Raw genomic sequence first — 22,712 nt, 5'->3', positions numbered from 1 at the left:
GGGGAGGCGTGACGGATGTCTTGCCCACATCGCTAAGCTACGCGCGGGCCTAGCGGCTGGCTTGTCTTCAAGCGCACCGTTTTTTGGCCTGAAGTGAACTGTTTCTACTGGTGCATCTACTCAAGATCTAATGCCGGGAGGCCGGAACGCTGCGATCGGGTAGGAGGCGGCCTCACGGCCGCCGTCCTCCCACACCACCGTGCGTACGGTTCCGTACACGGCGGTTCAGGCCATGCGGTTAAGCCGATTGATCGTATCCAGTATCGAGACCAGTCAAAGTCTGTCCCATAGCTTCTTCGGCAGCGCCTGATTCATATGCGGCGCTCCTGAGTTCCACCACGGGCCTCGGCCATTGAAGGCCGACTTGCAGGCACGCTCCTCGCTCAATCCCAGGCGCATCAGGTTGCGCGCCCTCGTAGAGGGCTGCTTCCATTGCCGCCAGATGACACAGCGAAGTTTGTGCCTGACCCAGCCATCCAGCTCTTCCAGTGGACGCTTGCTCTGGCTGAGCTTGAAGTAGCCTGCCCAGCCTCGCAGCACCGGGTTTACCCGCTCGATGACATTCGCCATCTTGTGGCCCCGCACCCCTCGCAGCAGTTCCCTGAGACGGTCGCGCACACGGCGCAGGCTCATGGTTGCCACTCGCAGTCTAGGCTGCGAGTGCCAACTCATCCCATACCCCAGGTAGTCGCATTTCCACGACCCAGCCACGCGACTCTTGTCCCGATTCAGTCTCAGTTTCAGACGGTGATTCAGGAACCGCTCGACACTGGCCAGCACTCGTTCGCCAGCACGCGGACTACGGACATAAATGTTCGCGTCATCGGCATAGCGCACGAAGCGATGGCCTCGCCGCTCCAACTCACGGTCGAGTTCATCGAGCAGGATGTTCGACAGCAGCGGCGAAAGCGGGCCGCCTTGCGGCGCCCCCTCCTGCCGATGGCTGACAACCCCGCCCGACATGACGCCCGCTTCGAGGTAACGGCGGATGAGTCTGAGCACCTGTTTGTCTTCGACATGGCGCTCAACACAGAACATCAGGATGTCGTGGTTGACCCGATCAAAGAACTTCTCCAGATCGAGTTCCACGCAACACCTATGACCCGCCGCCACATGGGTGCGGGCCATCTCGACAGCCTGGTGAGCGCTTCTGCCCGGACGGAAGCCGTAGCTATAGTCCGAGAACAGCGGATCGAAGATCGGCGTGAGCTGTTGCAGCAGGGCTTGCTGGATCAGGCGATCCACGACACTGGGAATGCCCAGTTGCCGCATACCGCCCTGCGGTTTGGGAATTTCGACCGCCCGCACTGCCTGGGGATGGTATTCACCTGCCAGCAGCCTGACCTTCAGGATGGGCCAATACTGTTTCACGTAGCCTGCCAAGTCGGCGACCGTCATGCCATCGGCACCCGGCGCCCCCTTGTTGCTGACCACGCGCTGATACGCACGCTTGAGATTGAGCGGCGCAAGCACCCGCTCCATCAGCGTGTCCGGCTCCGCGTTCATCCACGTCACCGACGCCGCCGATACCTCTGCGCTGTCAGGCGTCATCCTCGGCCTCTGGCCGGGACTCGGGGTGACAGTCTTCTCTTGGAGAAATTTCTGCATTTCGGTTATCGACGAGACGCTGACGCCTACTGGCGGCATGACCTGTTCGGCCCTTGATGGCGTGGTTGACCGCCACTTACTACGGCCTCGGCTGACTTCTGCACGCCCATCCCGTCGCCTCTCGACAATCGGTAGCACAATGGCAAGCGTACAGATCTCCCAGGGTAATTCGCGCGACCTTCCTGCTTATGCCTGTCGGATCTACGTCGCAGCGTTCCGTGCAAGTATCGGGCTTTGGCGATTATGGCCACCTCACCCCGCTGCGCCGCCTCATCCGCTTCCTGTTCGTCAGGCCAGCATTTTGTCTCGGGCTTCCTTCAGATTCGCAGTCGCCCGCGACACCCTTGCCTTCAGCTAACACTTCCCCTTGCCGGGTGTGTAGAGGACTTTCACCTCCAAGTCGCCAGGCTCACCACCACAGTGAACCCGACAGCGCCAGTCACGGCGCTACGCGCCATGCCTGGCGCACCATAAAAAAACGCCAGCACATGGCTGGCGAAAATAGGAGCGTGAGTGGTTGCTAGGGGCGCTTATTGCCTCAGAAGTAGTAACCGATATTGGTATACAACTGGTTTTCCCAGCGTTCGCTACCGCCGGCGCCCAGGCTCTGGGTGTAGCTACCGCCACCGATGTAGGGATCGTGCTTGCCGTGCAACCACTCGACGGCGATCCATAGGTCTTTCAGCGAGAAAGATGTGCCAAGGATGAAGCGCTGGGAATCCTCGAAGCTGGACTCATCCTTGTCGAACAGGCTGTAGTTACCGTAAACCTTGACACCAGAGAGCCACCCGAGTGAGCCAGGAATGTCATAGCTGAGGTCGGCTACATAGAGGTTACCCTTGGCGGCAACGTTAAAGGTGCCGTCGAAGCTGCCGAAGCTAACCAGCTTGTCTCTGCCGGGATTCTCCGGGCTCATGTCCTGGCGAGTGGCTTGCAGTTGCACGCCCCAGGGGCCATTCTTGCCCGAGTAGTGGACTGCTAGGGCATTTCGGCGGCCGCTATCACGACTGTCCTGGTTCTGCAGCGTCGAGGTCAATGCCGAGGCGCCGATCTCCGACTGCCAGCTCCCAAGCTTTAGGTTGCGGGCCAGACGCCCGACTAAGATGTCGCGCTCGTGGTTATCGCTGCCGTCGACGACGTAGTCATCTGCCGTAGCAACACTGGTTGCATAGGTCCGCCCGCCGCGGCTTGTACCTTGACCCTGATCAGCCGGGCTTAGGTAGTAAGCGAGTTGGAAGTTCCAGTCATCCTGCTGCTGGATGTATTTAACACCAAGGTTCGCAATGTCTTCCAGGCCGATCACGCTGCCCAAGGTCAAGAAGAAAGTGCTGCCGGCATAGGGCAGCAGGCCGAACGGAATCTTGTTTAGTCCCACCTGAATCTGACGCGACTCATCGAACTTGTAGCCGATCCATGCATATTCGGCGAAGGCGATGTCACCGATCTTGTCGGTATAGTCGAAAGGGTAAGCGTCGCCATAGAAACGGTATTTAGCCGCGCCGATCCAACTATCGGAGTTGTAGGTAGCGGTGAGAAAGGCAGTATCGAAACTCAGCTTCTCGATATCCCGGTCGGGGTCGTAGTCGATACGCGCACGCACGGCGCCGCCAATGTCCAAGTTGTCATTGATAGCCACCGCACCTGCGGGTAGCGCGAGCGATGCCAACAATGGAAGTAATATGAGAGTTGCTTGTGGGTGCAGGTTGATCATTTTCATGAATTGGCTCTTAGCATTGTTAGTCTTTTTTTCAGCTACGCAGCACTAAGCCGCTGCGGTGTTGCGGCTTAGTTTTGGATCGGGTTTGGTAGCTGCAGCAAGTTGCCGGAGCCGAATACATCGGCCCGGTGGGCGCCGATATTGGTTTCAGCTGCAGCTGGTGCGGACAAACCAGCTGCGTTTGGCGCTGTTGAGTAGCAGCCAGTAGCTGGCGAACGCGCAGACAAAGGTCACCGGCGCTGAGAAGGTCGCCAGCGTTGCTCCGCCGAAATTCAGCAGCACTATCCCCAGGCCAGCGGCAAAGAACCAGGCGATCAAGCCGCACGGGTTGAAGGCGTTGACTCGTTCGAGAGCGAATTCAATATTGCCCTCGAACAGCTGGGTATATTTCGGCGAGAAAATATGCGCCAAAGCGATCGCTACCCAAGCCACTACAAAGATGCTCTGGTATGCCAGGGCTTGCAGAATGTAGCTGAACACATTGAGCAACATCATTGTGTAGACCACGATGCCAACTACTACGGCCCATGCCATATAAGGCACAGCCGCCAAGCCAAAACGGCCGAAGAACGCATGCATGTTGCTAGCGGCCATGAAGAAATTTGCGGTATTGATACGGGTCTGGCTGACCCAAACGAACAACAACCCCCAGATACCCATCAGCTCGACAATGGCCAGCACCACCGAGACCTCAGACAGGCCGCCCTCTGTGGGAATGGTGGCGGCGAGAAAGATGCCGACCAGACCGTTAATAAGAAAGGTGAAGATATAGAATGGTAGGCCGAAGTTAAATTTAGCGTGGTAGCTGGCGTCCTGCTTACGACCGAAGCGTGCGTAGTCCCAGGTGTACATCATGAGAATCCACACTCCCATGAAATAGGTGAAACAGTCCCACCAGCCATTACTTACTGGCCCGCTCTCAGGCCCCATTTCCAACCAGGCAGAACTGTAGCCGTATTCACCGACGGCCATCGCTACTACGGCAATCAGACCAATCAGGTAGAGCGGCAGCAGCACGCCATTGAACTTATCCAGCCAGGTCTGCACGCTACCGAACACCAGTGGCACGCTGTATAGCACCACTATTAGGTAGGCTTGATTGAGCGTGATGTCGGACACGTAGTGTTGGATAGCAATGGCGATCACCGAGCCTTCAAACACGCTGTAGTAGATCGCCGTGGCGAAGAAAATCAGGGTGGCCAGTGCTGCGCCGGCGCGTCCGAATAGCACCCGGGAGAAGAGTGCGACCGATAATCCGGTCTTAATGGCGTAGCGGGCAATGACCCCGTTGATGGCCGCATAAGTTACGACCGACAAGAGTAAGCCGATTATGGCATTCATCGTACCAAAGCTCATTGCCAGGGTGGCGGACACCACCAGCCAAAACATAGCACTGCAGATGGCCCACCAAGCCATCGTCAGTGAGCCTTTGCTCATGCGGTGTTCTTCCGGAACCGCGACGGTGCTGTAGTCGATACTATCGACCTGTTTTTTGATGTTTCCGGCCATGGCTCTTCTCTTGTTTTTGTAATGAGTGGAGTCATGATCATAAGTACTTCAGGCGGGCGACCACTTGCTGCTGAGCGCACTCTCTTTTGTCATACCTGAAGCTTCTTGCTCTCTGGAAGATGGCCCACCCAGACGAAACTCCTCCAGCGGAAAGCGATGAGAAAATCTCTCAGGCTGTCCAAGTCAGAATAAAAGACCTCAATGACGCTATGGCTTACATCTCTTTCCGAGAGAGCGTTATTAGCGAGCGAGTCACCTAACAACACCTACACTCAGCGTGATAGCCAGACAGACAACATAGCGCTTAAACGTTTCAAGCCAGTAGGACTACAAGCAAAGCACTCAATGACGGGCTCGAGGCCGATTCAATCTCGGCACAACCACCCTAAGCCAGCAACCAGCACTACATGCTACAAGAAGTCAAAACCGGGTACAAAACCGGGTACAAAGAATAACGAAAACAACCAGAATGCCTAAGCTCAAACGCTCAAGCATCAGACTTACCGCATAACGTGTAAGTCAAAAAATTGTCTTTCCCGCACGTCAACTCTATGTTTCAAATGCATTAGCCCTGAAACCCGCACGCCACTTGAGTATGCACGCATAGCACAATTCTATAGGTATTGCAACACATTCCTTTAGGGCTTCAGATCACTTGCTGCAACTGCGGCACGACCTCGAACAAGTCACCCACTAGACCGTAATCCGCCACCTGAAAAATCGGCGCCTCTTCGTCCTTGTTGATTGCCACGATGACCTTGGAGTCTTTCATCCCGGCCAGGTGCTGGATGGCACCGCTGATGCCGACGGCGATGTACAGCTGCGGCGCGACGATCTTGCCGGTCTGGCCAACCTGCATGTCGTTGGGCACGAAACCGGCGTCGACCGCAGCGCGCGAAGCACCGACGGCGGCGCCGAGCTTGTCGGCCAGGGCATACAGGTGCTTGAAGTTGTCGCCGTTCTGCATGCCGCGACCGCCGGAGACGACGATCTTGGCCGCGGTCAGTTCCGGACGATCGGACTTGGCCAGCGCCTCAAAGACGAAGGCCGAGATGCCGGCGTCGCCGCCAACGGCCACGGCTTCCACGACAGCACTGCCGCCTTCGCCGGCCACCGGATCGAAACCGGTGGCACGCACGGTGATCACCTTCACCGCCGCCGAAGACTGCACGGTGGCGATGGCGTTACCGGCGTAGATCGGCCGCTTGAAAGTGTCGGCGCTTTCCACGGCGATGATTTCGGAGATCTGGTCGACGTCCAGCTGGGCGGCGACGCGCGGCAGGATGTTCTTGCCGTTGCTGGTGGCGGCGGCGAGGATGTGGCTGTAACCCTTGCCCCCTGCTTCTTGAACAAGAGCAGCTACCAGCGGCGCAACGTTTTCCGGCAGCTGATGGGCGAAGGCGGCGTTGTCGGCCACCAGCACCTTGGCCACGCCGGCGAGCTTGGCAGCCGCTTCGGCGGCGGCGCCACAGGCGGCACCGGCAACCAGGAGGTGGATGTCGCCACCGATCTTCTGCGCAGCGGCCACGGTGTTGAGAGTGGCCGGCGCCAGGGCGGCATTGGTGTGTTCAGCGATAACCAGGATAGTCATTTAGATTACCTTCGCCTCGTTCTTCAGTTTCTCGACCAGTTCCGCCACCGACTTGACCTTGATGCCGGCCTGGCGGGCAGCCGGCGCTTCGACTTTCAGGGTCTTCACGGTGGACGCGGTGGCAACGCCCAGGGCGTCCGGGGTGAGCACCTCCAGCGGCTTCTTCTTGGCCTTCATGATGTTCGGCAAGGAGGCGTAGCGCGGCTCGTTCAGACGCAGGTCGGTGGTGACGATCGCCGGCAGGTTCAACGCCACGGTCTGCAGGCCGCCGTCGATCTCGCGGGTCACGTTGACCTTGTCGCCCGCCACTTCGACCTTGGAGGCGAAGGTGCCTTGGCCGAAGCCGGTCAGCGCGCCGAGCATCTGGCCGGTCTGGTTGTTGTCGCTGTCGATGGCCTGCTTGCCGAGGATCACCAGCTGCGGCTGCTCCTTGTCGACCACGGCCTTGAGCAGCTTGGCCACGGCCAGGGAGTTCAGCTCGTCAGCACCCTCTTCCTTGACAGCCTCGACCAGGATGGCGCGGTCGGCACCGAGGGCCAAAGCAGTACGCAGCTGCTCTTGCGCCGCCGTCGGGCCGATCGACACCACGACGATTTCACTGGCAACGCCCTTCTCTTTCAGGCGTACGGCTTCTTCCACGGCGATTTCGCAGAAGGGGTTCATCGACATCTTAACGTTGGCGAGATCGACGCCGCTGTTGTCCGCCTTGACGCGAACCTTGACGTTGTAATCGACCACACGCTTGATCGCTACGAGGACTTTCATAAAGGCTCCATGGGAAAAATTGCCCCGGCAAGCTGGCTGGCCGGGGCATGGCAGGTTCAGCGTTCACCAAGCTGTTCGATGATGCCTTGTGCCTTCAACTCGGCCAGGCGCTCATCATCGAGACCCAACTGGCGCTTGAGCACCTCATCGGTATGCTCACCCAGCATCGGCGCGGGGCGCAGGTACTCGACCGGTGTGCGAGACAACTTGATCGGACTGCCGACCGTGACGAAGTCGGCTTTCAAGGGATGGGGAATGTTGACCAGCATGTTGCGCGCCAGTATCTGTGGTTCGTCCAGCGCCTGGGCAATGCTGTTGATGGCCCCTACCGGTACGCCCTGCGGGTGAATGCGCCCTACCCACTCATCGGCGAGCCCTCCGAGAAAGTGACGCGACAGGATGGCAACGATCTCCTCGCGGTTGCTGACTCGGTCGGCGTTGCGCGCGAAACGCGGATCTTTCGGCAGCTCTGGCAGGCCGATGGCGTCGCACAGTGCGACGAACTGTGAGTCGTTGCCGCAGGCAATGATGAAGTCGCGATCACTGGCGCGAAACACCTGGTACGGCACAATGTTGGCGTGGGCGTTGCCATAACGCCCGGGCGGCTTGCCGGAAGCCAGATAGTTCTGGCTCTGGTTGCACAGTGTGGCGACCTGAACATCCAGCAACGCCATATCGATATGTTGACCAAGCCCGGTCTTTTCTCGGCTGAGCAGCGCAGCTTGGATAGCCACCGTCGAGTACAGGCCGGTCATCAGGTCCGCGAAGGCAACGCCTACCTTTTGCGGGCCGCCACCGGGCAGATCGTCGCGCTCGCCGGTGATGCTCATCATTCCACCCATACCCTGAATGATGAAGTCGTAACCCGGTTCTGCGGCGCGCGGCCCGGTCTGGCCGAAACCCGTCACCGAGCAATACACCAGGCGTGGATTGAGCGCAGCGAGGCTAGCGTAATCCAGCCCGTACTTGGCCAAGGAACCGGCCTTGTAGTTCTCGATCAGTACGTCGCAACTGGTAGCCAGGGCCCGCACCATTTCCTGCCCCTCGGGGCTGGCGATGTTTAGCGCCACCGACAACTTGCCGCGATTGGTGGACTGGTAATAAGAAGCCTCGCCGGTGGACTCGGCGTTCTGCCCCTTCATCCATGGCGGCCCCCAGCCACGGGTGTCATCACCCGCGCCCGGCCGTTCGATTTTGATCACTTCGGCACCCAGATCGGCCAGAGTTTGGCCGCACCAGGGACCAGCCAGAATGCGGCTCAAGTCGAGCACGCGATACCCAGTCAAAGCACCCATTTCATTTCACCTTTGCTTGCGCGCACTTACACACGCTCCATCACCATGGCGAGGCCTTGGCCCACGCCGATGCATAGGCTCACCACAGCGTAGCGTTTGCCGCTCTGTTGCAGCGCGCGAGCGGTGCTCAGGGCCAGGCGCGCACCGGATGCACCTAATGGGTGGCCGACGGCGATGGCGCCACCGTGTGGGTTTACCCGCGGGTCGTTGAACGCAACACCCAGACCTTTCAGGCAGCCCAGCACCTGGCTGGCGAACGCTTCGTTGATCTCGATAATGTCCATATCCGCCAGGCTGAGCTGCGCGCGAGCCAATGCCTTATGAATAGCCTCCACCGGGCCGACGCCCATAATGCGCGGGGCCACACCCACGGCGGCGGCCGACAGAATGCGCGCCATCGGAACCAAGCCGTGCCGTTCGCCCGCCGCGGCCGAGCCAATCAGCAATGCCGCCGCGCCATCGTTGACGCCTGATGCGTTGCCGGCGGTAACCACACCACCTTCGGAGAGAGGATTCAGGCGAGCCAAAGCGATCAGGTCCGATTGCGGGCGCGGGTGCTCGTCCTGCTCCACCACATTGGGTGGCGTCTTGCGCCCGGTGGGCACGCTGACCGCGAGCAGTTCTTCCTGAAAGAAACCTGCGCTACGTGCGGCTTCATAACGGGCCTGAGAGCCGGCAGCAAAGACGTCGGCCTCAGCACGGGAGATGCCGTACTCCTGAGCCACGTTATCGCCCGTTTGCGGCATGCTGTCGTTGCCAAACTCGGCGACGATCTTCGGGTTGGGAAAACGGGCGCCAATGGTACTGTCGAACACCGTCAGTTCGCGGCTATAGGCCGCTTCTGCTTTAGCCATGACAAAGGGTGCACGGGACATACTCTCCACCCCGCCGGCGACAAACAGTTCGCCTTCGTTACAGGTCACTGCGCGGGCGGCATCGATCACCGCCGCCAGACCACTGGCGCACAGGCGGTTAACTGTCTGCCCAGGTACGGTCACGGGCAAGCCTGCAAGCAGTGCGGCGTGACGCGCGATGTTGCGGCTGTCCTCCCCTGCCTGGTTGGTATTGCCCAGAATCACGTCCTCGATGGCTTCGCCAGGGATGGCGTGGCGAGCGAGCAATTCGTGGATCACATGGGCGGCGAGGTCGTCTGGGCGTACCGAAGCGAGTGCGCCGCCGTGGCGGCCAAATGGCGTGCGCAGTCCCGCGAAGATGTAGGCGTCGAGCATGGGAAAATCCTAGCGTTGAGGTTCAGTCGGGAGTGGTTCGTTGTGACGCAATGAAAGGCCCAAGGCGGCCCGTCGCCGCAGCCAGGGACCCGGCCGATAACGGGGATCGCCCGTCAGTTCGGTCATGCGTTCAAGAGTGGTGAGCAAACGCTTGGGCCCGACACTATCGCCCCAGGCCAGCGGACCTTGCGGATAACCAAGACCACGGCGCACGCCTTCATCCAGGTCATCGACACTGGCGATACGCTGCTGAACGATATCGCCCGCCAGGTTGACGATCATGGCCAGTACCCTTTGGGCCACAAAGCCGACACTGTCATTGATCACACTGACGCCCACGCCATCGCGGCCCAACAGCGCATGGGCGGCATCGCGCATGTCGGCATGGGTAGCGGGATTTAGCATCAGCGTGCGGTAGCGGGCGATATCCAGCAGCGGGTCGATGCACACCGTGCGCTCAGGATCGGTGCCAAACAGGCCGACGGCGCCGGTGGCATCCAGACCGTAAGGTGCCAGCAAACACAGGGCCTCGCTGCTTGGGACCGTGCCCTCTTCGACCCGCGCGCCCACCTGCTGAAGAAGCTCGGTGAAACGTGCACGATCCTCGGGGTTTTCAGTGCCAAGCCAAACCGGCGGAAATGCTTCCAGCGCAGGTACTGCCTGTGCGGCGGGTGGATCGATCATCTGGCCGTCGGCGTATCGGTAAAACCCACGCCCGACCTTGCGCCCGACGTAGCCGGCATCCAGCATCTGGCGTGTTAGCGCTGCAGGCCGATACCGCGGTTCCTGGTAGAACTGGTTGTAGATCGACTCAATGACTGGATGGGAAACATCAAGAGCCGTCAGATCAAACAGCTCCAAGGGCCCCATGCGAAAACCCAGACCCTCGCGCAGGATACGGTCTACCTCGGCGGGTTCGGCTACGCCTTCCTTGAGAATTTGCAAAGCCTCAGTGCTATATGCACGGCCGGCGTGATTGATGATGAACCCTGGTGTGTCCTTCGCCCGAATACCCCTATGCCCCATGCGGGCAGCCAGGGCTCGGAGGCTGTCGCCTACCTGCGGGTCAGTCGCCAGACCATCGATGACTTCCACCACTTTCATCAGCGGCACAGGGTTAAAAAAATGAAAGCCAGCGATGCGTTGGGGAAGTCGGCAATTGCGAGCAATGCTGGTGACGGAGAGCGATGAGGTGTTGGTAGCCAGAATGCAGTCATCGGCAACCACGGCTTCCAACTCGGCGAGCAAGCCCTGCTTGGCGTCGAGGCGCTCGATAATGGCTTCCACTACCAGGTCGACGTCGCTCAGTTCCGTAAGGGCGCTCGCCACTTGCACGCGGGAGAGCGTGGCCAGCGCATCGGCGTTGGCAATCTTGCCTTTGTCGACCAGCTTGTCCAACGTGCCTTTCAAGCTTTCGCGGGCGCCCTGCGCAGCGCCTTCGCGACTATCAAACAGCGTGACGCGAATGCCCGCCTGAGCGGCGATCTGAGCAATACCTGTACCCATGACTCCGGCGCCAACAACCGCCATCCGGTTAATTTCACGTGTCATCGCTCATTCTCCTGAGAAGATCGCTTTGCGTTTTTCCAGGAAGGCTTGAGCGCCCTCTTTCTGGTCGCTCGAATCGAATAGCAATTGGAAGGCCTTGCGCTCCAACACCAGCGCGCTCTCCAGCGGCAGGTCAGCACCGGCCAGCATCACTTCTTTGATCTGCGCGACGGCTAGCGGCGGCAAGGCGGCGATTTCAGTGGCCAGCTCTAGTGCACGGACAATGGTCTGCTCGTCGCCCACCACTTCACTCAGCATGCCCATGGCCAAGGCTTGCTGGGCCGAGACCAAGCACCCGGTAAGGGCAATGCGCATTGCCTGGAACTTGCCGACCGCGCGGATCAGACGCTGAGTACCGCCGGCGCCCGGCATCAGGCCGAGTTTGACTTCTGGCTGGCCAAAGCGCGCCGACTCGCCGGCGACGATGATGTCGCAGTGCATGGCCAGCTCACAGCCGCCGCCAAGGGCGAAACCATTCACTGCAGCGATGACCGGCTTGGGGCAGCGGGAGATGGCTTCCCACAGCAGCTCGGTATGGCGCAGGTACATTTCAATCGGGCGCGCTTGGGCAAACTCGCGGATATCGGCTCCGGCCACAAAACAGGTGTCACCGCCGGTAAGTACAATCGCCCGCACCTGCCCATTGCGAGCCAGTGCCCGAAAGTGCTCGGCGAGTTGTTCACGCACCGCGCTATTGAGCGCGTTCTTGGCTTCTGGCCGGTCGATGCGTACGACGGCAACGCCGTCTTCTCGAATTTCCAGGTTCACTACAGATTCAGGTTCGTGACTCATACCCACCTCTAAACACGTTTCGCTATACGAAATTGCATTTCGTATTTACGAGATATCATAGGTAGGGTCGCGAATTCATGTAAATCAGAAATCTGAACTATTTTATTATTTCTTTATTAATCAATATATTATCTATCTAAAAATGAGCGTTTTGCATTTCATCTCGGCTCAAATATAATTTCGCCTGACGAAACGTACTTTTATTTGCTTGCAATTTCCAAAAATGAGGTTCTACCATGGCACGCAACAAAGCGGATCAGCAGAAGGCTGAGAGCAGCACTGGAGCGGATGAAATCGCTTTACTGAAGATGGGCATGCTCGACCCGGCCAGTGCGTCGAGTGAGGACGAAACCAGCGGCCAGTTCGTGACTGCGCTGGCACGTGGGCTGGAGCTGATGCGGTGCTTTACCCCGCGCGACAACGTGCTGGGCAATCAGGAACTGGCGCGGATGACCGGGCTACCCAAGCCGACCGTGACGCGCTTGACCAACACCCTGATGCGCCTTGGCTGCCTCAAGCGTGAGGTGCACTCGGGCAAGTACCAGCTGGATGTCGGTGTGCTGGGGTTCGGCTACGCCATGCTGTCGAATCTGTCGATTCGCTCGGTGGCGCACCCGCTGATGGAAGAGCTGGCCAATCACGCTCAAGCCGCAGTGGCAATGGCGGCCCGGGATCGCCTGCAGATGGTTTACCTGGACGTCGTTCAGGGCCAAGGCAATACCACGATGCGGCGGCAGATCGGCAGCTACTTGCCACTGGCGCAAAGCTCGGCGGGACGCGCATGCCTGGCGGCGATGCCAGAGAGCGAGCGAGAGTTTCTCCTCGACCACATGCGCCAACGCGAAGCAGCACAGTGGCCGGTGATCCGCAAGGGCCTGGATCGCGCGTTTCGCGATTACACCGATTACGGCTTTTGCCTATCGATCGGCGAGTGGCACCGCGACGTCAACTCAGTCGCCGTGCCGCTGTTACACCCGCAGTTCGGGTTACTGACCTTCAACTGCGGTGGACCGAGCTTCCAGCTTCCACGGGACAAGCTCACTGACGATATCGGGCCTCGCCTGATCAACATGGTTAACAACATCGGCGCCGCCGCTCGGTAACCCTTCAGGGTGACGGTGCACCGTACTACATCGGCCCACTTCCGGGCCCAGAGGAGCGCACATGATCCGTGATACCGAAACCCTGCAGATTCTGCTGGATTCTCTTCGCCAGTTCGTCGGTGAGGTACTGATTCCTCGGGAAAACGAGGTGGCTGAAACGGATGCGATCCCTAAGGACATCGTCGATCAGATGCGCGAGATGGGCCTGTTCGGGTTAACGATTCCGGAAGCCTATGGCGGCCTGGGCGTGACTATGGAGGAAGAGGTAAACATCGCCTTCGAGTTGGGTCGCACCTCACCGGCTTTCCGTTCCTACATCGGCACCAACAACGGCATTGGCTCAATCGGCATTTTGCTTGACGGTACAGAGGAGCAGCGCAACCAGTACCTGCCGCAACTGGCAAGCGGCGAGCTGCTCAGCTCGTTCTGCCTGACCGAGCCAGATGCCGGCTCCGATGCGGGCTCGTTGAAAACCAATGCTGTGCGTGACGCTGACAGCTACATCCTCAACGGTACCAAACGTTACATCACCAACGCGCCACACGCGGGCATTTACACGGTGATGGCCCGTACCAACCCGGAAATCAAAGGCGCCTCCGGTATCAGCGCCTTTATCGTTGAGCGCGGCACACCCGGCGTGTCGCTGGGCAAGACGGACCACAAGATGGGCCACAAAGGCGCCCATACCTGCGACGTGATCTTTGAAAATGCGCGAGTGCCCGCCAGCCAGTTGATAGGCGGCGTCGAAGGCGTTGGTTTCAAGACCGCGATGAAGGTGCTGGATAAGGGCCGCCTGCATATCGCTGCACTGAGTGTCGGCGCAGCCGAACGCATGCTGGACGATGCCCTGCACTATGCGCTGGACCGCAAACAGTTCGGCCAGCCCATCGCGGAGTTCCAACTGATCCAGGCGATGCTGGCTGATAGCAAAGCCGAAATCTACGCGGCCCGCTGCATGGTGCTGGATGCCGCGCGCAAGCGCGACGAGGGCAAGAACGTCAGTACCGAAGCCTCCTGCGCGAAGATGTTCTCCACCGAGATGTGCGGTCGTGTCGCCGACCGCTGCGTGCAGATCCACGGTGGCGCCGGCTACGTCAGCGAGTACGCCATTGAGCGCTTCTACCGTGACGTGCGGCTGTTCCGTATCTACGAAGGCACCACACAGATTCAGCAGGTGGTTATCGCCCGTAACATGATCCGCGAAGCGCAGCGGTGACACGGCACCTGCTCTGACACCAGTTGGGCTCCAGTCGCGCCGAGACTCAATAGCGCCACATCCTGGCTTCAAGGTAGTTGTTCGACATGAGTGCGTGTTCCACTGGTGTGGTCCCGAAAGCCTCAGCCTGCGAGCTTCCCGTCAACCTACCCCCAGATGAACTGCGGGGTAGCTGCACGAAACTGGAATTCCAACTACGCCACAGTAGGTCGCACAGCACAGTGCAGGCGCTGCCAGCGGCAACGATGAGGCTATAGGGAAAAGTCGAGCTGGCAATACCAGCAAGATTCACCTGGCGGTGGACGCCCACGGCTTGCCCATCGAGTTTGAAATCACAGGTGGCCAAATCAATGACTGCACTCAGGCACCCGCGTTGATTTCCAAGCTCCCGGCGGCAGAAACCATCGTCGCGGATAAGGGCTATGACAGCGAGAGAATCCGGGAGCAGGTTGAGCTACAAGGGGCCAAGGCCGTGATCCCGAGAAAGCGTAACTCCGTGAAAGGCAACGCGGATCTGGACAGAGGTCTTTACCGCAATCGGCACCTGGTGGAAAACGCCTTTGCCCGGCTGAAGCATTACCGGGCGGTGGCATCTCGATTCGACAAGCTCAAGAGAAATTACGAGAGCGTGGTGGCCATGGCCTGTGCCTTCCTATGGCTACCCATGTGAAATGGCAACAGCCCCTAGCGGTACTTAGCAACTGTTGATCGCCGGTGCGCCGGTAAATGGCGGGCTGATTGGAGAAATAATTTCTACATATAGGCGATTTACAGCGTGTTTATCGCCTTCTGTATCTCTCCTATTCTCTCTCGACTGCTCTGCTGCATTGATTGGCTGAGCCCGGACTGACCGCATGGTTAGCCCTAATCGCGCTAAACCCAACCTGAATAGAGGATCACTCCATGCCCGTTGTACGAGTCAGCTGGTTCGAAGGAAAAGACCACGCCGCGAAGGAAGCTGTCGCTGCAGAAATCACCCAGAGCATCGTGAAAAACACCGGTACCGATGCCAATTACATCTACGTCATTTTTGAAGACGTGGCGCCATCGGATTGGGCCGGTGCAGGCAAGCTGTTCGGCGACGATCCGAAGAAGACCTAAGGTCATTCGGCGTTAATGGCCAGTGGGCTGCAAGGAGTGTTACATCTTCTTTGCAGCCCGGGCTTGGCTCTTTTGTGCTGGGTAGCCGGACTCCCAGTCGACCTGCTCAAACTGTTCGACCAGAAAATTGATAAATGCCCGCACCTTGGATGCCAGGTGTTTGCGGGTTGGGTAGACGGCATAAATACCCAGTTCTACCGAGCGATACTCCGGTAGCAACTCCACCAGATCACCCCGCCGAAGATCCTCACTTACCATAAAGCTTGGCTGCAGCAAAATGCCGCCAGCAGTCAACGCAATAGATCGGCATGTATCACCGTTATTGCAGCGAATGACCGAACGCGTGTTGACCTTATGCTCGCCATCGGGCCCGGTAAAACTCCATTCGTTCCCACTGGAAAAGTTGCTATAGGCAATCACCCGGTGCTCGGCCAGGTCTTGCGGCACTTCTACTGGTGCATGGCTTTTGATGTAGCTCGGGGCTGCACACAGGCGCATCCGCGTGCTGGCAAACCGGCGCCCCACCAGTGAAGAGCTTTCCAACCGGGCGATGCGCACCGCGACGTCATACCCCTCCTCCACCAAATCGACCTGGCGATCGTTCAGGCTGATATCCAGCTCAATCTTCGGGTTTTGCTCCAAAAAGGCAGTCCACAGCGGCGCCAGGTGCAACACACCAAAACTCACCGGCGCATTGACCCGCAGCACGCCGGCAGGCTCATGGTTGCCCGAAGAAACAGCGCTTTCCGCCTCCCCCATCAACGCCAGCACTTCCCGCGCTTGCTGGTAGAAAACCCGTCCTTCTTCGGTCAGTGATAAGCGTCGCGTGGTGCGTTGCAGCAGGCGTACGCCCAGGCGTTCCTCCAGCGCATTTACATGCCTGGAAACGGCGGCCTTGGACATTTCCAGCGCATCGACGGCACCGACAAAGCTGCCCTTGTCGACCACGGCGCAAAACACCTGCATCTCCAACGCGCGATCCATTATTGCCTCACTTATCGGAACTATAAGTCACATTAAATCATGTTTATCTCGTAAATCGAATCTTTAAACTGGATCCCATCACACACAGCACGAGGCAAAAGACATGAACATTACCCTTATCGGTACCGGCAACATGGGCTCGGCTTTCGCTCAACAGTTGTCCCAGTTTGGACACCATGTTCGTATCACCGGCCGTGATCTGGACAAGGCGCACGCCCTCGCCGCGCAGCATCAAAACGTCGAAGCATTCGCCGCTGATCAGGCCCTTGGCCAGAACGAAGTGGTGATCGTCGCCACTGCTTACCAGGACGCCTTAACCGCGCTGAAAAGTCTGGGCAGTCTCGAAGGCAAAGTGGTCATCGACATCACCAACCCGCTGACAGCCGACTACATGGGTCTGACCATCGGCCACAGCACCAGTGCAGCGGAGGAAATCGCCAAGGCGCTGCCAGGTGTGGAGCTGGTCAAGGGCTTCAACACCCTGTTCGCCCAAGTGCTGGCCAGCGGTCCCACATTTGCCAACGAGCAGCAAGGCAGCGTGTTCCTGGCCAGCGATAGCGCACGAGCCAAACAAACCGCCGTTGCTCTTGCGCAAAGCCTGGGTTGGAAAACCGTGGATGCCGGCGGTTTGGTAAACGCGCGTTATCTGGAAGCGTTGGCCGGGTTGAACATCTACCTCGGCTATGGCGCAGGGCTCGGCACGCAGATCGCGCCGGTCTGGCTCAATCGTTAATTCCCACTTACCCAATGCCTGGCGCCACGGCCGAAACAGCTGTGGCCCCGGGCAACCCACACTCCCCGTATTGGAAAACACCCATGACCGCCGCTAGCCGCACCCTCCCCTATGCCGCCCTGGTACTACGCCTAATCCTTGGCGTGATGTTTCTCGCTCATGGCCTGACCAAGCTGCTGGTGTTCACCCCGGCCGGCACAGCAGGTTTCTTTGAGTCCGTTGGCTTCTCCGGCTTTCTTGCCTATCCGGTCATTGCCTTTGAAGTGGTCGGCGGCCTGTTCCTGATCCTTGGTGTACTCGCTCGCTGGGTAGCGGCCCTAGCCACCGTGCAACTGCTGGTGGCAGCAAGCGTGCACTTCGGTAATGGCTGGAGCTTCACCAACGCCAATGGTGGCTGGGAATACCCGGTCTTTCTGGCATTCACTGCACTGGCCTTGGCGCTGCTGGATGACGGAGCCTTCGCCTTGAAACGTTCAGCACGTAACTAACCGCTCGCTGCTTTCGGCCAGGTTGCCTTTGCCGGGTTCTCGCCAAACTTGGCAAGGGTAAAATCCAGAAAGCTTTTCAGCCTTGGTGTCATGCCCCGGTCCGGCGTACGCAGCACATGAAAGGGTCGAGTGGGCATGGGATATCGAGGCAGTTGGACGATCTATCCGCTTGGCTTTCAAGTCTTAAATAAACAAGGTAATCCCCCGGCTTAGCCGAGGGACTCCTTGAGGTTGACCGTGTGATGCGGTCATCAGGAACCTTCTATCTCGACCAAGAGATAGGGGTACCCAATGAGAGATTACCAAAGCCTTGCTCACACGAAGTGGGACTGTAAGTACCACGTTGTATTCATCCCGAAGAGGCGTAAGAAGGCGATCTTCGGAGCGATCCGCAAGCACCTGGGGGGAGGTGCTACATGAGTTGGCGAGGCAGCGTGAGTGCCGGATCGTGGAGGGTCACTTGATGCCAGAGCCGAGCCCGAACGATAATTTCAAGATGGAGCCGGACTAATGCGACGCGTCGTTCAGCCGACGCGTATCCGGACTTTCAATCCGTAATTCACTAACCCACCGACTTCAGTCGGTGGTTGTTTAGTGCTACCACCGGCGTAGACGAACTGATGATTGATGCGCGCATCTACGACCCGACGGCGCGTTGCCGTTCGTATCAACTGGCAGCGGAATCGATTGGAGATCTGCTCACTCACTGACAGCGTGCGCGCCGGTGACCTTCAGGTCACCCGTGCGGAACACACGTGCCAGGTAGTCAAGGGTTCAGAGGATATCGTCCACCACGCCGCCATCGACCCGCAGCGCAGCGCCGCTGGTGGCTGACGCCTGGGTGGAGCAGATATAGACGACCATATTGGCGACCTCATCGACCGTGGCCGCACGTTGAATCAACGAGGTGGGACGGTGGGTCATGACGAATTCGGCAGCGACGGCCTCCAAGGATTTGCCGGAGCGGGCAGACTCTCCTTTGAGCAGCTCAGCCAAGCCATCAGACAGTGTCGGGCCTGGCAGCACGCTGTTAACGGTTACGCCGCTGCCGGCCACACGTTTGGCCAAGCCACGCGACAACGCCAGTTGCGCCGTCTTGGTTACGCCGTAATGAACCATATCGGCCGGGATATTTCGGGCTGACTCCGAGGAGATAAACACCACCCTACCCCAACCTCGTTGGACCATGGCTGGAACCAACGCGCGGCTCAGGCGAACACCGGACATTACGTTAGTTTGCCAATAGTCTTCCCAGCAGTCGTCATCGGCCTCGAAGAAATCGGCCAAACCATAGATGCCGGCGTTGTTGACCAGAATGTCGATGGTGGGAAGCGCAGCTGTAAGAACGCCAACGCCGTCGGCATTGCCCAGATCAGCCGCGACTCCGCTGAAGGTGGCCTGCGGTACCGCTTCGCTCAAACGTGCCAGGGCTTTTTCGACCGAGCTGTCACTCCGCCCGTTGATGATCACGATAGCGCCGGTGAGCGCCAGGCCATGGGCAATGGCGAAGCCGATGCCGCCTGTGGAGGCAGTAACCAAAGCGGTCTTGCCGGCAAGATTGATGTGCATGCGTATTGACCCTCTAGCGCCAGGTAGTACCCGGCAGGTTAGATCGGTTGCTGAATAGTCAGCGGTCTTGTCCGCCGGCTACTGACTGGCGGTGTCAGGTCCGGGTAAACCCATCAAACGGATTCATGTACACCGCGCCAAAGGCATCCAGGTGCTTGCGCGTCGGCGCGTCTGGGTTGCCATAAACTAGCAGGCTGGTGATTTTCACCAGCTCGAGAAACTTTTCGCCGAACGGCGCGAAGGTTTCTTCAATATGGTTAACGACAGCATCGGCACGGTAACGCTCGATAATGTGCACCTCAGTGCGAGCCTCGTTGACGCTGTATTCGTACATCAAGGTGCCAGGCTCTTCGCTCGTAGCGGCGACAATCTTGGCAACCAGCGTTTTAAATTCAGGGAAGTCTTCCGGAGCCAGGCTTAGGGTAAAAATGCTGATGACTTCGTCTTTCATGGGGCGTCCTCACAGAAGTAAATGACCAACCCCATGCGATAGATGCAGAGGGTTGCTGAGTCAGCAGCCATGCTAAGGTAGAGCAGCAAGCTGATAAACAACCTTGAAATCACAGATAGGTAGCGTAATTTGCTACCAACTCTTGCGCCTAGGAAAACGGCAATGACCTCCGAAGATTCCTTCAGCGGCATCCATATTTTTCTCGCCACCGCCCGCTCTGCGACCTTCACAGAGGCAGCCGAGCGCCTGGGGCTGTCCAAGTCGGCCGTAGGTAAGGCGATTGCACGGCTGGAGGCACGGGTGGGTACCAGCCTGTTTTATCGCTCGACCCGCCGCTTGTCCCTGTCTCCGGATGGCGAGGCCTACTTCACCGTGTGGTCCAATGCGCTGGAGGAGATCAAGGCCACCGAGAGCAACCTCGGCAACAAGTTAGGCGTGCCCACAGGGCGCTTGCGGGTGGACATGCCGGTCGCGTTCGGTAAACAGGTGGTACTGCCGGTGCTACTGGAGATGAGCAAACGCTTCCCGCAGTTGCAACTGACCTTGACCTTTAGCGACCAACTGGTGGACCTGACGGAAGAAGGTATCGACCTGGCCATTCGTTTTGGCAGCGTCGACAACGTCCCCGGCCTGGTGGCCAGACGCCTGACGTCACACCGCTGGGTAACCTGTGCAGCGCCGGGTTATCTGGAAGAATATGGTACGCCGTTGACGCTCGAGGACATGGGCCAGCACCGCAGCATCGTCGGCTATCGCCGCGGCAGCCTAATGCCCTGGAAAATGGCCCAGGCCGGGCAATCCTTGAAGTTCTCGCCACCACCGACCTATCAGTTTGACGATGCCGAAGCGATGATTGAAGCCACGCGAGCCGGCCTCGGTATTTGCCAGATGCCGCTCTGTCTATTTGAAAAGGACATCGCCCAGCAGGTTGTTGTTACGGTACTCGAGCCCTTTGAACCGGCGCCTGTCGAGGTCCACGCACTATGGTCGAAGAGCAATCATCTGCGGCCCAAAATTCGTTACCTGGTCGACGAGTTATTGAAGCTGTATGGCCACAGCTAACGGCAGAACGGACAGCTACTGCGCGACCTTGGCGCGGGGTTGATCAACGCCAGCCCCATTAACTCAGGGTGCCACTCAGCAGCCATAGCGATGAGCGCGGACTGATCTGTAACAAAGCCAGGGAGCCCCCAAATACTAGAGCCCGCCGACCAGGGATCTACTCACCAACCTGCGTTCTGGCCAGGCGCAGGGGGCAATATTGGCACCTTGATGTGTAGCTCAGCGCTCCGGCTGGCAGCGGCCTGAAGAGTCGACAAGTGACCGCCAATTATCCCGGTTTTCGAGATAGTTATTCACCAATATCTGAGTTTATCTCCAAAATCGAATCTATAAACTTTGAGCCATCCCCAGCCAATCAGTGCGCTGTGGGTAGGCAGGTCAGTGAGCGGCGCACACGCTTTGCAACGCCGATCAGTCCACCTCTTGCTGCTGCGGCCCCAATATCTAAGCAGGATTTCAACCATGAGTCTGGCCTATCCAGTGTTGTTCGTGTCCCACGGAGCACCAACCTTTGCCATCGAACCCGGCCAGGCCGGGGCACGCCTGGCTGAGCTAGGCCGAGCGCTGCCACGGCCTAGCGCCATCGTAATCGTCTCTCCTCACTGGATGACCCGTGGGAGCGTGCGTGTAGGCAGCAGCAAGGCGCCGGAAACCATTCACGACTTCGGAGGCTTTCCGCAAGCACTGTATCGCCTGCAATACCCTGCAACCGGCAATCCTGCATTGGCCGAGCAAATCTGCAACCTGCTTTCCCGCAATGGGATTGCCGCAACTACCGAATCGAATCGAGGCCTGGACCACGGCGCCTGGGTGCCGTTGCTGCACCTATTGCCCACTGCGGATATCCCGGTGGTCCAAGTGTCCATGCCCCACCCGCTCAATCCATTGGGTGCCTGGCAGCTTGGCCAGGCACTCAAGCCGCTGCGCGATCAGGGCGTGCTGATCATTGGCTCCGGCAGTCTGACCCATAACCTTTATGAGTTCCGTAGCAACTACGGCGACCCGGCTGAGTACGTAGCGCGTTTTTCCGACTGGATCCGTGACGCCCTGCAAGCCGGTGACCTGCCAGCGCTGCTCGCCTACCGCCGCAATGCCCCGGAGGCCGAGCGTGCGCACCCCAGTGAAGAACATTTGTTGCCGCTATTTCTGGCGCTCGGTGCCGCAGGCGAGCACTACGCCGTGGATGTGCTAGAGGGCGGTGTCGCCGACGGCGTACTGGCTATGGACAGCTACCTGTTCAAAAGCCCAACCGCCACTCAGGAGATTACTCAAGCATGAACCTGCCACTAGCCATTTCAGAACTGCAGCAAGAACCGCAATCCGGCCTTGTCTATCGTCGGGTAATCCGTGCTGCTGCCCCTCGTGCACGTCTCCTGCTATTGCATGGTGTAGGCGGTAATGAAACCAATCTGGCAGGCCTTTCCGGCTTTATCCCAGAAGGAATTGAAATATTGCTGGTACGCAGCCGCCTGCAAATCGCAGCTGAGGGCTTTGCCTGGTTTCAGGTAAATTTCACCAACGAAGGCCCGGTGATCGTTGAAGAGCAAGCGGAAACCAGCCGCCAGAAACTAGTGGAGCTTGTAACTGCCTTACCACAAATGCCTACAGTGATAGCTGGCTTTAGCCAGGGCGGTATTCTCAGTGCAAGCGTCGGGCTTAGCGCCCCTCATTGCGTGCTAGGCTTTGGCTTGTTCAGCGGCAGAATTCTCCCTGAGCTGGCACCACACATTGCCAGCGCTCAAGCATTGAGTTCGCTATCGGCGTTTATTGCTCATGGCTATGGTGATAACAAGCTCCCCGTGTCTTGGGCACAAAAAGCGGATGCCTGGTTGCACCAACTGAACGTGCATCATGAAACATACCTGTACGACATGGGCCACGAAATCACCAATGAAGAAGTGGAAGATTTCATTCAGTGGCTGAAGCCTGTATTGAACATCGCCTGAGCGAC

At 58.7% G+C, this 22,712-nt stretch carries 19 protein-coding genes and 3 pseudogenes; 10 read left to right on the top strand and 12 right to left on the bottom strand.

Annotated features, from left to right (window positions below; translation table 11 throughout):
* Positions 1-273: 273 nt before the first annotated feature.
* From ltrA to K5H97_RS13965, 9 genes are all read right to left on the bottom strand, one after another.
* A complete protein-coding gene (ltrA, locus tag K5H97_RS14005; protein ID WP_049950174.1) occupies positions 274-1,647 on the bottom strand; it encodes a group II intron reverse transcriptase/maturase in 1,374 nt (457 codons plus the stop codon).
* Positions 1,648-2,146: 499 nt separating this feature from the next.
* On the bottom strand, positions 2,147-3,319 hold the full coding sequence (locus K5H97_RS14000; RefSeq protein ID WP_031637015.1) for a porin: 1,173 nt from the start codon (positions 3,317-3,319) through the stop codon (positions 2,147-2,149).
* Positions 3,320-3,472: 153 nt separating this feature from the next.
* Complete coding sequence (locus K5H97_RS13995; protein ID WP_028688849.1) at positions 3,473-4,834, bottom strand: purine-cytosine permease family protein; 1,362 nt, start codon at positions 4,832-4,834, stop codon at positions 3,473-3,475.
* Between the two features lie 646 nt (positions 4,835-5,480).
* Positions 5,481-6,425, bottom strand: coding sequence for an electron transfer flavoprotein subunit alpha/FixB family protein (locus K5H97_RS13990; protein WP_023662939.1), 945 nt, complete (start codon positions 6,423-6,425; stop codon positions 5,481-5,483).
* On the bottom strand, positions 6,426-7,190 hold the full coding sequence (locus K5H97_RS13985) for an electron transfer flavoprotein subunit beta/FixA family protein (RefSeq protein ID WP_023048095.1): 765 nt from the start codon (positions 7,188-7,190) through the stop codon (positions 6,426-6,428). It lies immediately after the preceding gene.
* Positions 7,191-7,246: 56 nt separating this feature from the next.
* The gene (locus K5H97_RS13980) at positions 7,247-8,485 is read right to left on the bottom strand and encodes a CaiB/BaiF CoA transferase family protein (protein ID WP_023048094.1); all 1,239 of its coding nucleotides are present in this window, start codon (positions 8,483-8,485) and stop codon (positions 7,247-7,249) included.
* Positions 8,486-8,511: 26 nt separating this feature from the next.
* Positions 8,512-9,714, bottom strand: a complete 1,203-nt coding sequence (locus K5H97_RS13975) for a 3-oxoadipyl-CoA thiolase (RefSeq protein ID WP_023048093.1) — start codon at positions 9,712-9,714, stop codon at positions 8,512-8,514.
* Between the two features lie 9 nt (positions 9,715-9,723).
* Positions 9,724-11,265, bottom strand: coding sequence for a 3-hydroxyacyl-CoA dehydrogenase (locus tag K5H97_RS13970; protein ID WP_023048092.1), 1,542 nt, complete (start codon positions 11,263-11,265; stop codon positions 9,724-9,726).
* Between the two features lie 3 nt (positions 11,266-11,268).
* The gene (locus tag K5H97_RS13965) at positions 11,269-12,054 is read right to left on the bottom strand and encodes an enoyl-CoA hydratase (protein ID WP_023628973.1); all 786 of its coding nucleotides are present in this window, start codon (positions 12,052-12,054) and stop codon (positions 11,269-11,271) included.
* 236 nt (positions 12,055-12,290) lie between these two features.
* Between K5H97_RS13965 and K5H97_RS13960 the strand changes: the two genes are divergently transcribed.
* The 4 genes and pseudogenes from K5H97_RS13960 to K5H97_RS13945 all read left to right on the top strand — a co-directional run bounded on the left by K5H97_RS13960 (position 12,291) and on the right by K5H97_RS13945 (position 15,474).
* Positions 12,291-13,157, top strand: a complete 867-nt coding sequence (locus tag K5H97_RS13960) for an IclR family transcriptional regulator (protein ID WP_023048090.1) — start codon at positions 12,291-12,293, stop codon at positions 13,155-13,157.
* Between the two features lie 61 nt (positions 13,158-13,218).
* Positions 13,219-14,373, top strand: coding sequence for an acyl-CoA dehydrogenase family protein (locus K5H97_RS13955; protein WP_023048089.1), 1,155 nt, complete (start codon positions 13,219-13,221; stop codon positions 14,371-14,373).
* A gap of 214 nt (positions 14,374-14,587) precedes the next feature.
* Positions 14,588-15,043, top strand: a pseudogene (locus tag K5H97_RS13950) (IS5 family transposase); the annotation flags it as partial.
* A gap of 233 nt (positions 15,044-15,276) precedes the next feature.
* Positions 15,277-15,474 carry a tautomerase family protein gene (locus tag K5H97_RS13945; RefSeq protein ID WP_023048087.1) on the top strand — a complete coding sequence of 66 codons (198 nt, stop codon included), beginning with the start codon at positions 15,277-15,279 and terminating at the stop codon, positions 15,472-15,474.
* Between the two features lie 39 nt (positions 15,475-15,513).
* On the opposite strand, the gene K5H97_RS13940 is transcribed toward K5H97_RS13945, so the two are convergent.
* Positions 15,514-16,458: a LysR family transcriptional regulator gene (locus tag K5H97_RS13940; RefSeq protein WP_023048086.1), complete on the bottom strand. Its 945-nt coding sequence runs from the start codon at positions 16,456-16,458 to the stop codon at positions 15,514-15,516.
* 88 nt (positions 16,459-16,546) lie between these two features.
* On the opposite strand from K5H97_RS13940, the pseudogene K5H97_RS13935 reads away from it, so the two are divergent.
* The 3 genes and pseudogenes from K5H97_RS13935 to K5H97_RS13925 form a co-directional block, all read left to right on the top strand.
* A pseudogene (locus K5H97_RS13935) lies at positions 16,547-17,191 on the top strand (NADPH-dependent F420 reductase); the annotation flags it as partial.
* A gap of 83 nt (positions 17,192-17,274) precedes the next feature.
* Positions 17,275-17,679, top strand: a complete 405-nt coding sequence (locus tag K5H97_RS13930) for a DoxX family protein (RefSeq protein ID WP_023048084.1) — start codon at positions 17,275-17,277, stop codon at positions 17,677-17,679.
* A 291-nt stretch (positions 17,680-17,970) separates the two neighbouring features.
* A pseudogene (locus tag K5H97_RS13925) lies at positions 17,971-18,145 on the top strand (transposase); the annotation flags it as partial.
* A gap of 308 nt (positions 18,146-18,453) precedes the next feature.
* On the opposite strand, the gene K5H97_RS13920 reads toward K5H97_RS13925, so the two are convergent.
* Together K5H97_RS13920 and K5H97_RS13915 are read right to left on the bottom strand one after the other, a co-directional pair.
* Positions 18,454-19,248, bottom strand: coding sequence for an SDR family NAD(P)-dependent oxidoreductase (locus K5H97_RS13920; protein ID WP_023628975.1), 795 nt, complete (start codon positions 19,246-19,248; stop codon positions 18,454-18,456).
* A 94-nt stretch (positions 19,249-19,342) separates the two neighbouring features.
* Positions 19,343-19,699, bottom strand: a complete 357-nt coding sequence (locus tag K5H97_RS13915; RefSeq protein ID WP_023048080.1) for a putative quinol monooxygenase — start codon at positions 19,697-19,699, stop codon at positions 19,343-19,345.
* Between the two features lie 162 nt (positions 19,700-19,861).
* Between K5H97_RS13915 and K5H97_RS13910 the strand changes: the two genes are divergently transcribed.
* The 3 genes from K5H97_RS13910 (at position 19,862) to K5H97_RS13900 (ending at position 22,707) form a co-directional block, all read left to right on the top strand.
* Positions 19,862-20,761: a LysR substrate-binding domain-containing protein gene (locus K5H97_RS13910; protein ID WP_023048079.1), complete on the top strand. Its 900-nt coding sequence runs from the start codon at positions 19,862-19,864 to the stop codon at positions 20,759-20,761.
* A 462-nt stretch (positions 20,762-21,223) separates the two neighbouring features.
* Complete coding sequence (locus tag K5H97_RS13905) at positions 21,224-22,039, top strand: DODA-type extradiol aromatic ring-opening family dioxygenase (protein WP_023048078.1); 816 nt, start codon at positions 21,224-21,226, stop codon at positions 22,037-22,039.
* On the top strand, positions 22,036-22,707 hold the full coding sequence (locus K5H97_RS13900; protein ID WP_023048077.1) for an alpha/beta hydrolase: 672 nt from the start codon (positions 22,036-22,038) through the stop codon (positions 22,705-22,707). The genes K5H97_RS13905 and K5H97_RS13900 overlap by 4 nt, the downstream gene beginning before the upstream one ends.
* The last annotated feature ends 5 nt before the right edge of the window (positions 22,708-22,712 follow it).

The organism is Pseudomonas mosselii, assembly GCF_019823065.1.
GTDB classification, from domain to species: domain Bacteria; phylum Pseudomonadota; class Gammaproteobacteria; order Pseudomonadales; family Pseudomonadaceae; genus Aquipseudomonas; species Aquipseudomonas mosselii.
The sequence above is the reverse complement of the archived record's forward strand: the minus strand, read 5'-3'. Positions and strand labels throughout refer to the sequence as shown.

Coding starts and splice junctions, on each gene's coding strand:
- ltrA (WP_049950174.1), bottom strand. CDS start 1,647: ATGCCGCCAGTAGGCGTCAGCGTCTCGTCGATAACCGAAATGCAGAAA.
- K5H97_RS14000 (WP_031637015.1), bottom strand. CDS start 3,319: ATGATCAACCTGCACCCACAAGCAACTCTCATATTACTTCCATTGTTG.
- K5H97_RS13995 (WP_028688849.1), bottom strand. CDS start 4,834: ATGGCCGGAAACATCAAAAAACAGGTCGATAGTATCGACTACAGCACC.
- K5H97_RS13990 (WP_023662939.1), bottom strand. CDS start 6,425: ATGACTATCCTGGTTATCGCTGAACACACCAATGCCGCCCTGGCGCCG.
- K5H97_RS13985 (WP_023048095.1), bottom strand. CDS start 7,190: ATGAAAGTCCTCGTAGCGATCAAGCGTGTGGTCGATTACAACGTCAAG.
- K5H97_RS13980 (WP_023048094.1), bottom strand. CDS start 8,485: ATGGGTGCTTTGACTGGGTATCGCGTGCTCGACTTGAGCCGCATTCTG.
- K5H97_RS13975 (WP_023048093.1), bottom strand. CDS start 9,714: ATGCTCGACGCCTACATCTTCGCGGGACTGCGCACGCCATTTGGCCGC.
- K5H97_RS13970 (WP_023048092.1), bottom strand. CDS start 11,265: ATGACACGTGAAATTAACCGGATGGCGGTTGTTGGCGCCGGAGTCATG.
- K5H97_RS13965 (WP_023628973.1), bottom strand. CDS start 12,054: ATGAGTCACGAACCTGAATCTGTAGTGAACCTGGAAATTCGAGAAGAC.
- K5H97_RS13960 (WP_023048090.1), top strand. CDS start 12,291: ATGGCACGCAACAAAGCGGATCAGCAGAAGGCTGAGAGCAGCACTGGA.
- K5H97_RS13955 (WP_023048089.1), top strand. CDS start 13,219: ATGATCCGTGATACCGAAACCCTGCAGATTCTGCTGGATTCTCTTCGC.
- K5H97_RS13945 (WP_023048087.1), top strand. CDS start 15,277: ATGCCCGTTGTACGAGTCAGCTGGTTCGAAGGAAAAGACCACGCCGCG.
- K5H97_RS13940 (WP_023048086.1), bottom strand. CDS start 16,458: ATGGATCGCGCGTTGGAGATGCAGGTGTTTTGCGCCGTGGTCGACAAG.
- K5H97_RS13930 (WP_023048084.1), top strand. CDS start 17,275: ATGACCGCCGCTAGCCGCACCCTCCCCTATGCCGCCCTGGTACTACGC.
- K5H97_RS13920 (WP_023628975.1), bottom strand. CDS start 19,248: ATGCACATCAATCTTGCCGGCAAGACCGCTTTGGTTACTGCCTCCACA.
- K5H97_RS13915 (WP_023048080.1), bottom strand. CDS start 19,699: ATGAAAGACGAAGTCATCAGCATTTTTACCCTAAGCCTGGCTCCGGAA.
- K5H97_RS13910 (WP_023048079.1), top strand. CDS start 19,862: ATGACCTCCGAAGATTCCTTCAGCGGCATCCATATTTTTCTCGCCACC.
- K5H97_RS13905 (WP_023048078.1), top strand. CDS start 21,224: ATGAGTCTGGCCTATCCAGTGTTGTTCGTGTCCCACGGAGCACCAACC.
- K5H97_RS13900 (WP_023048077.1), top strand. CDS start 22,036: ATGAACCTGCCACTAGCCATTTCAGAACTGCAGCAAGAACCGCAATCC.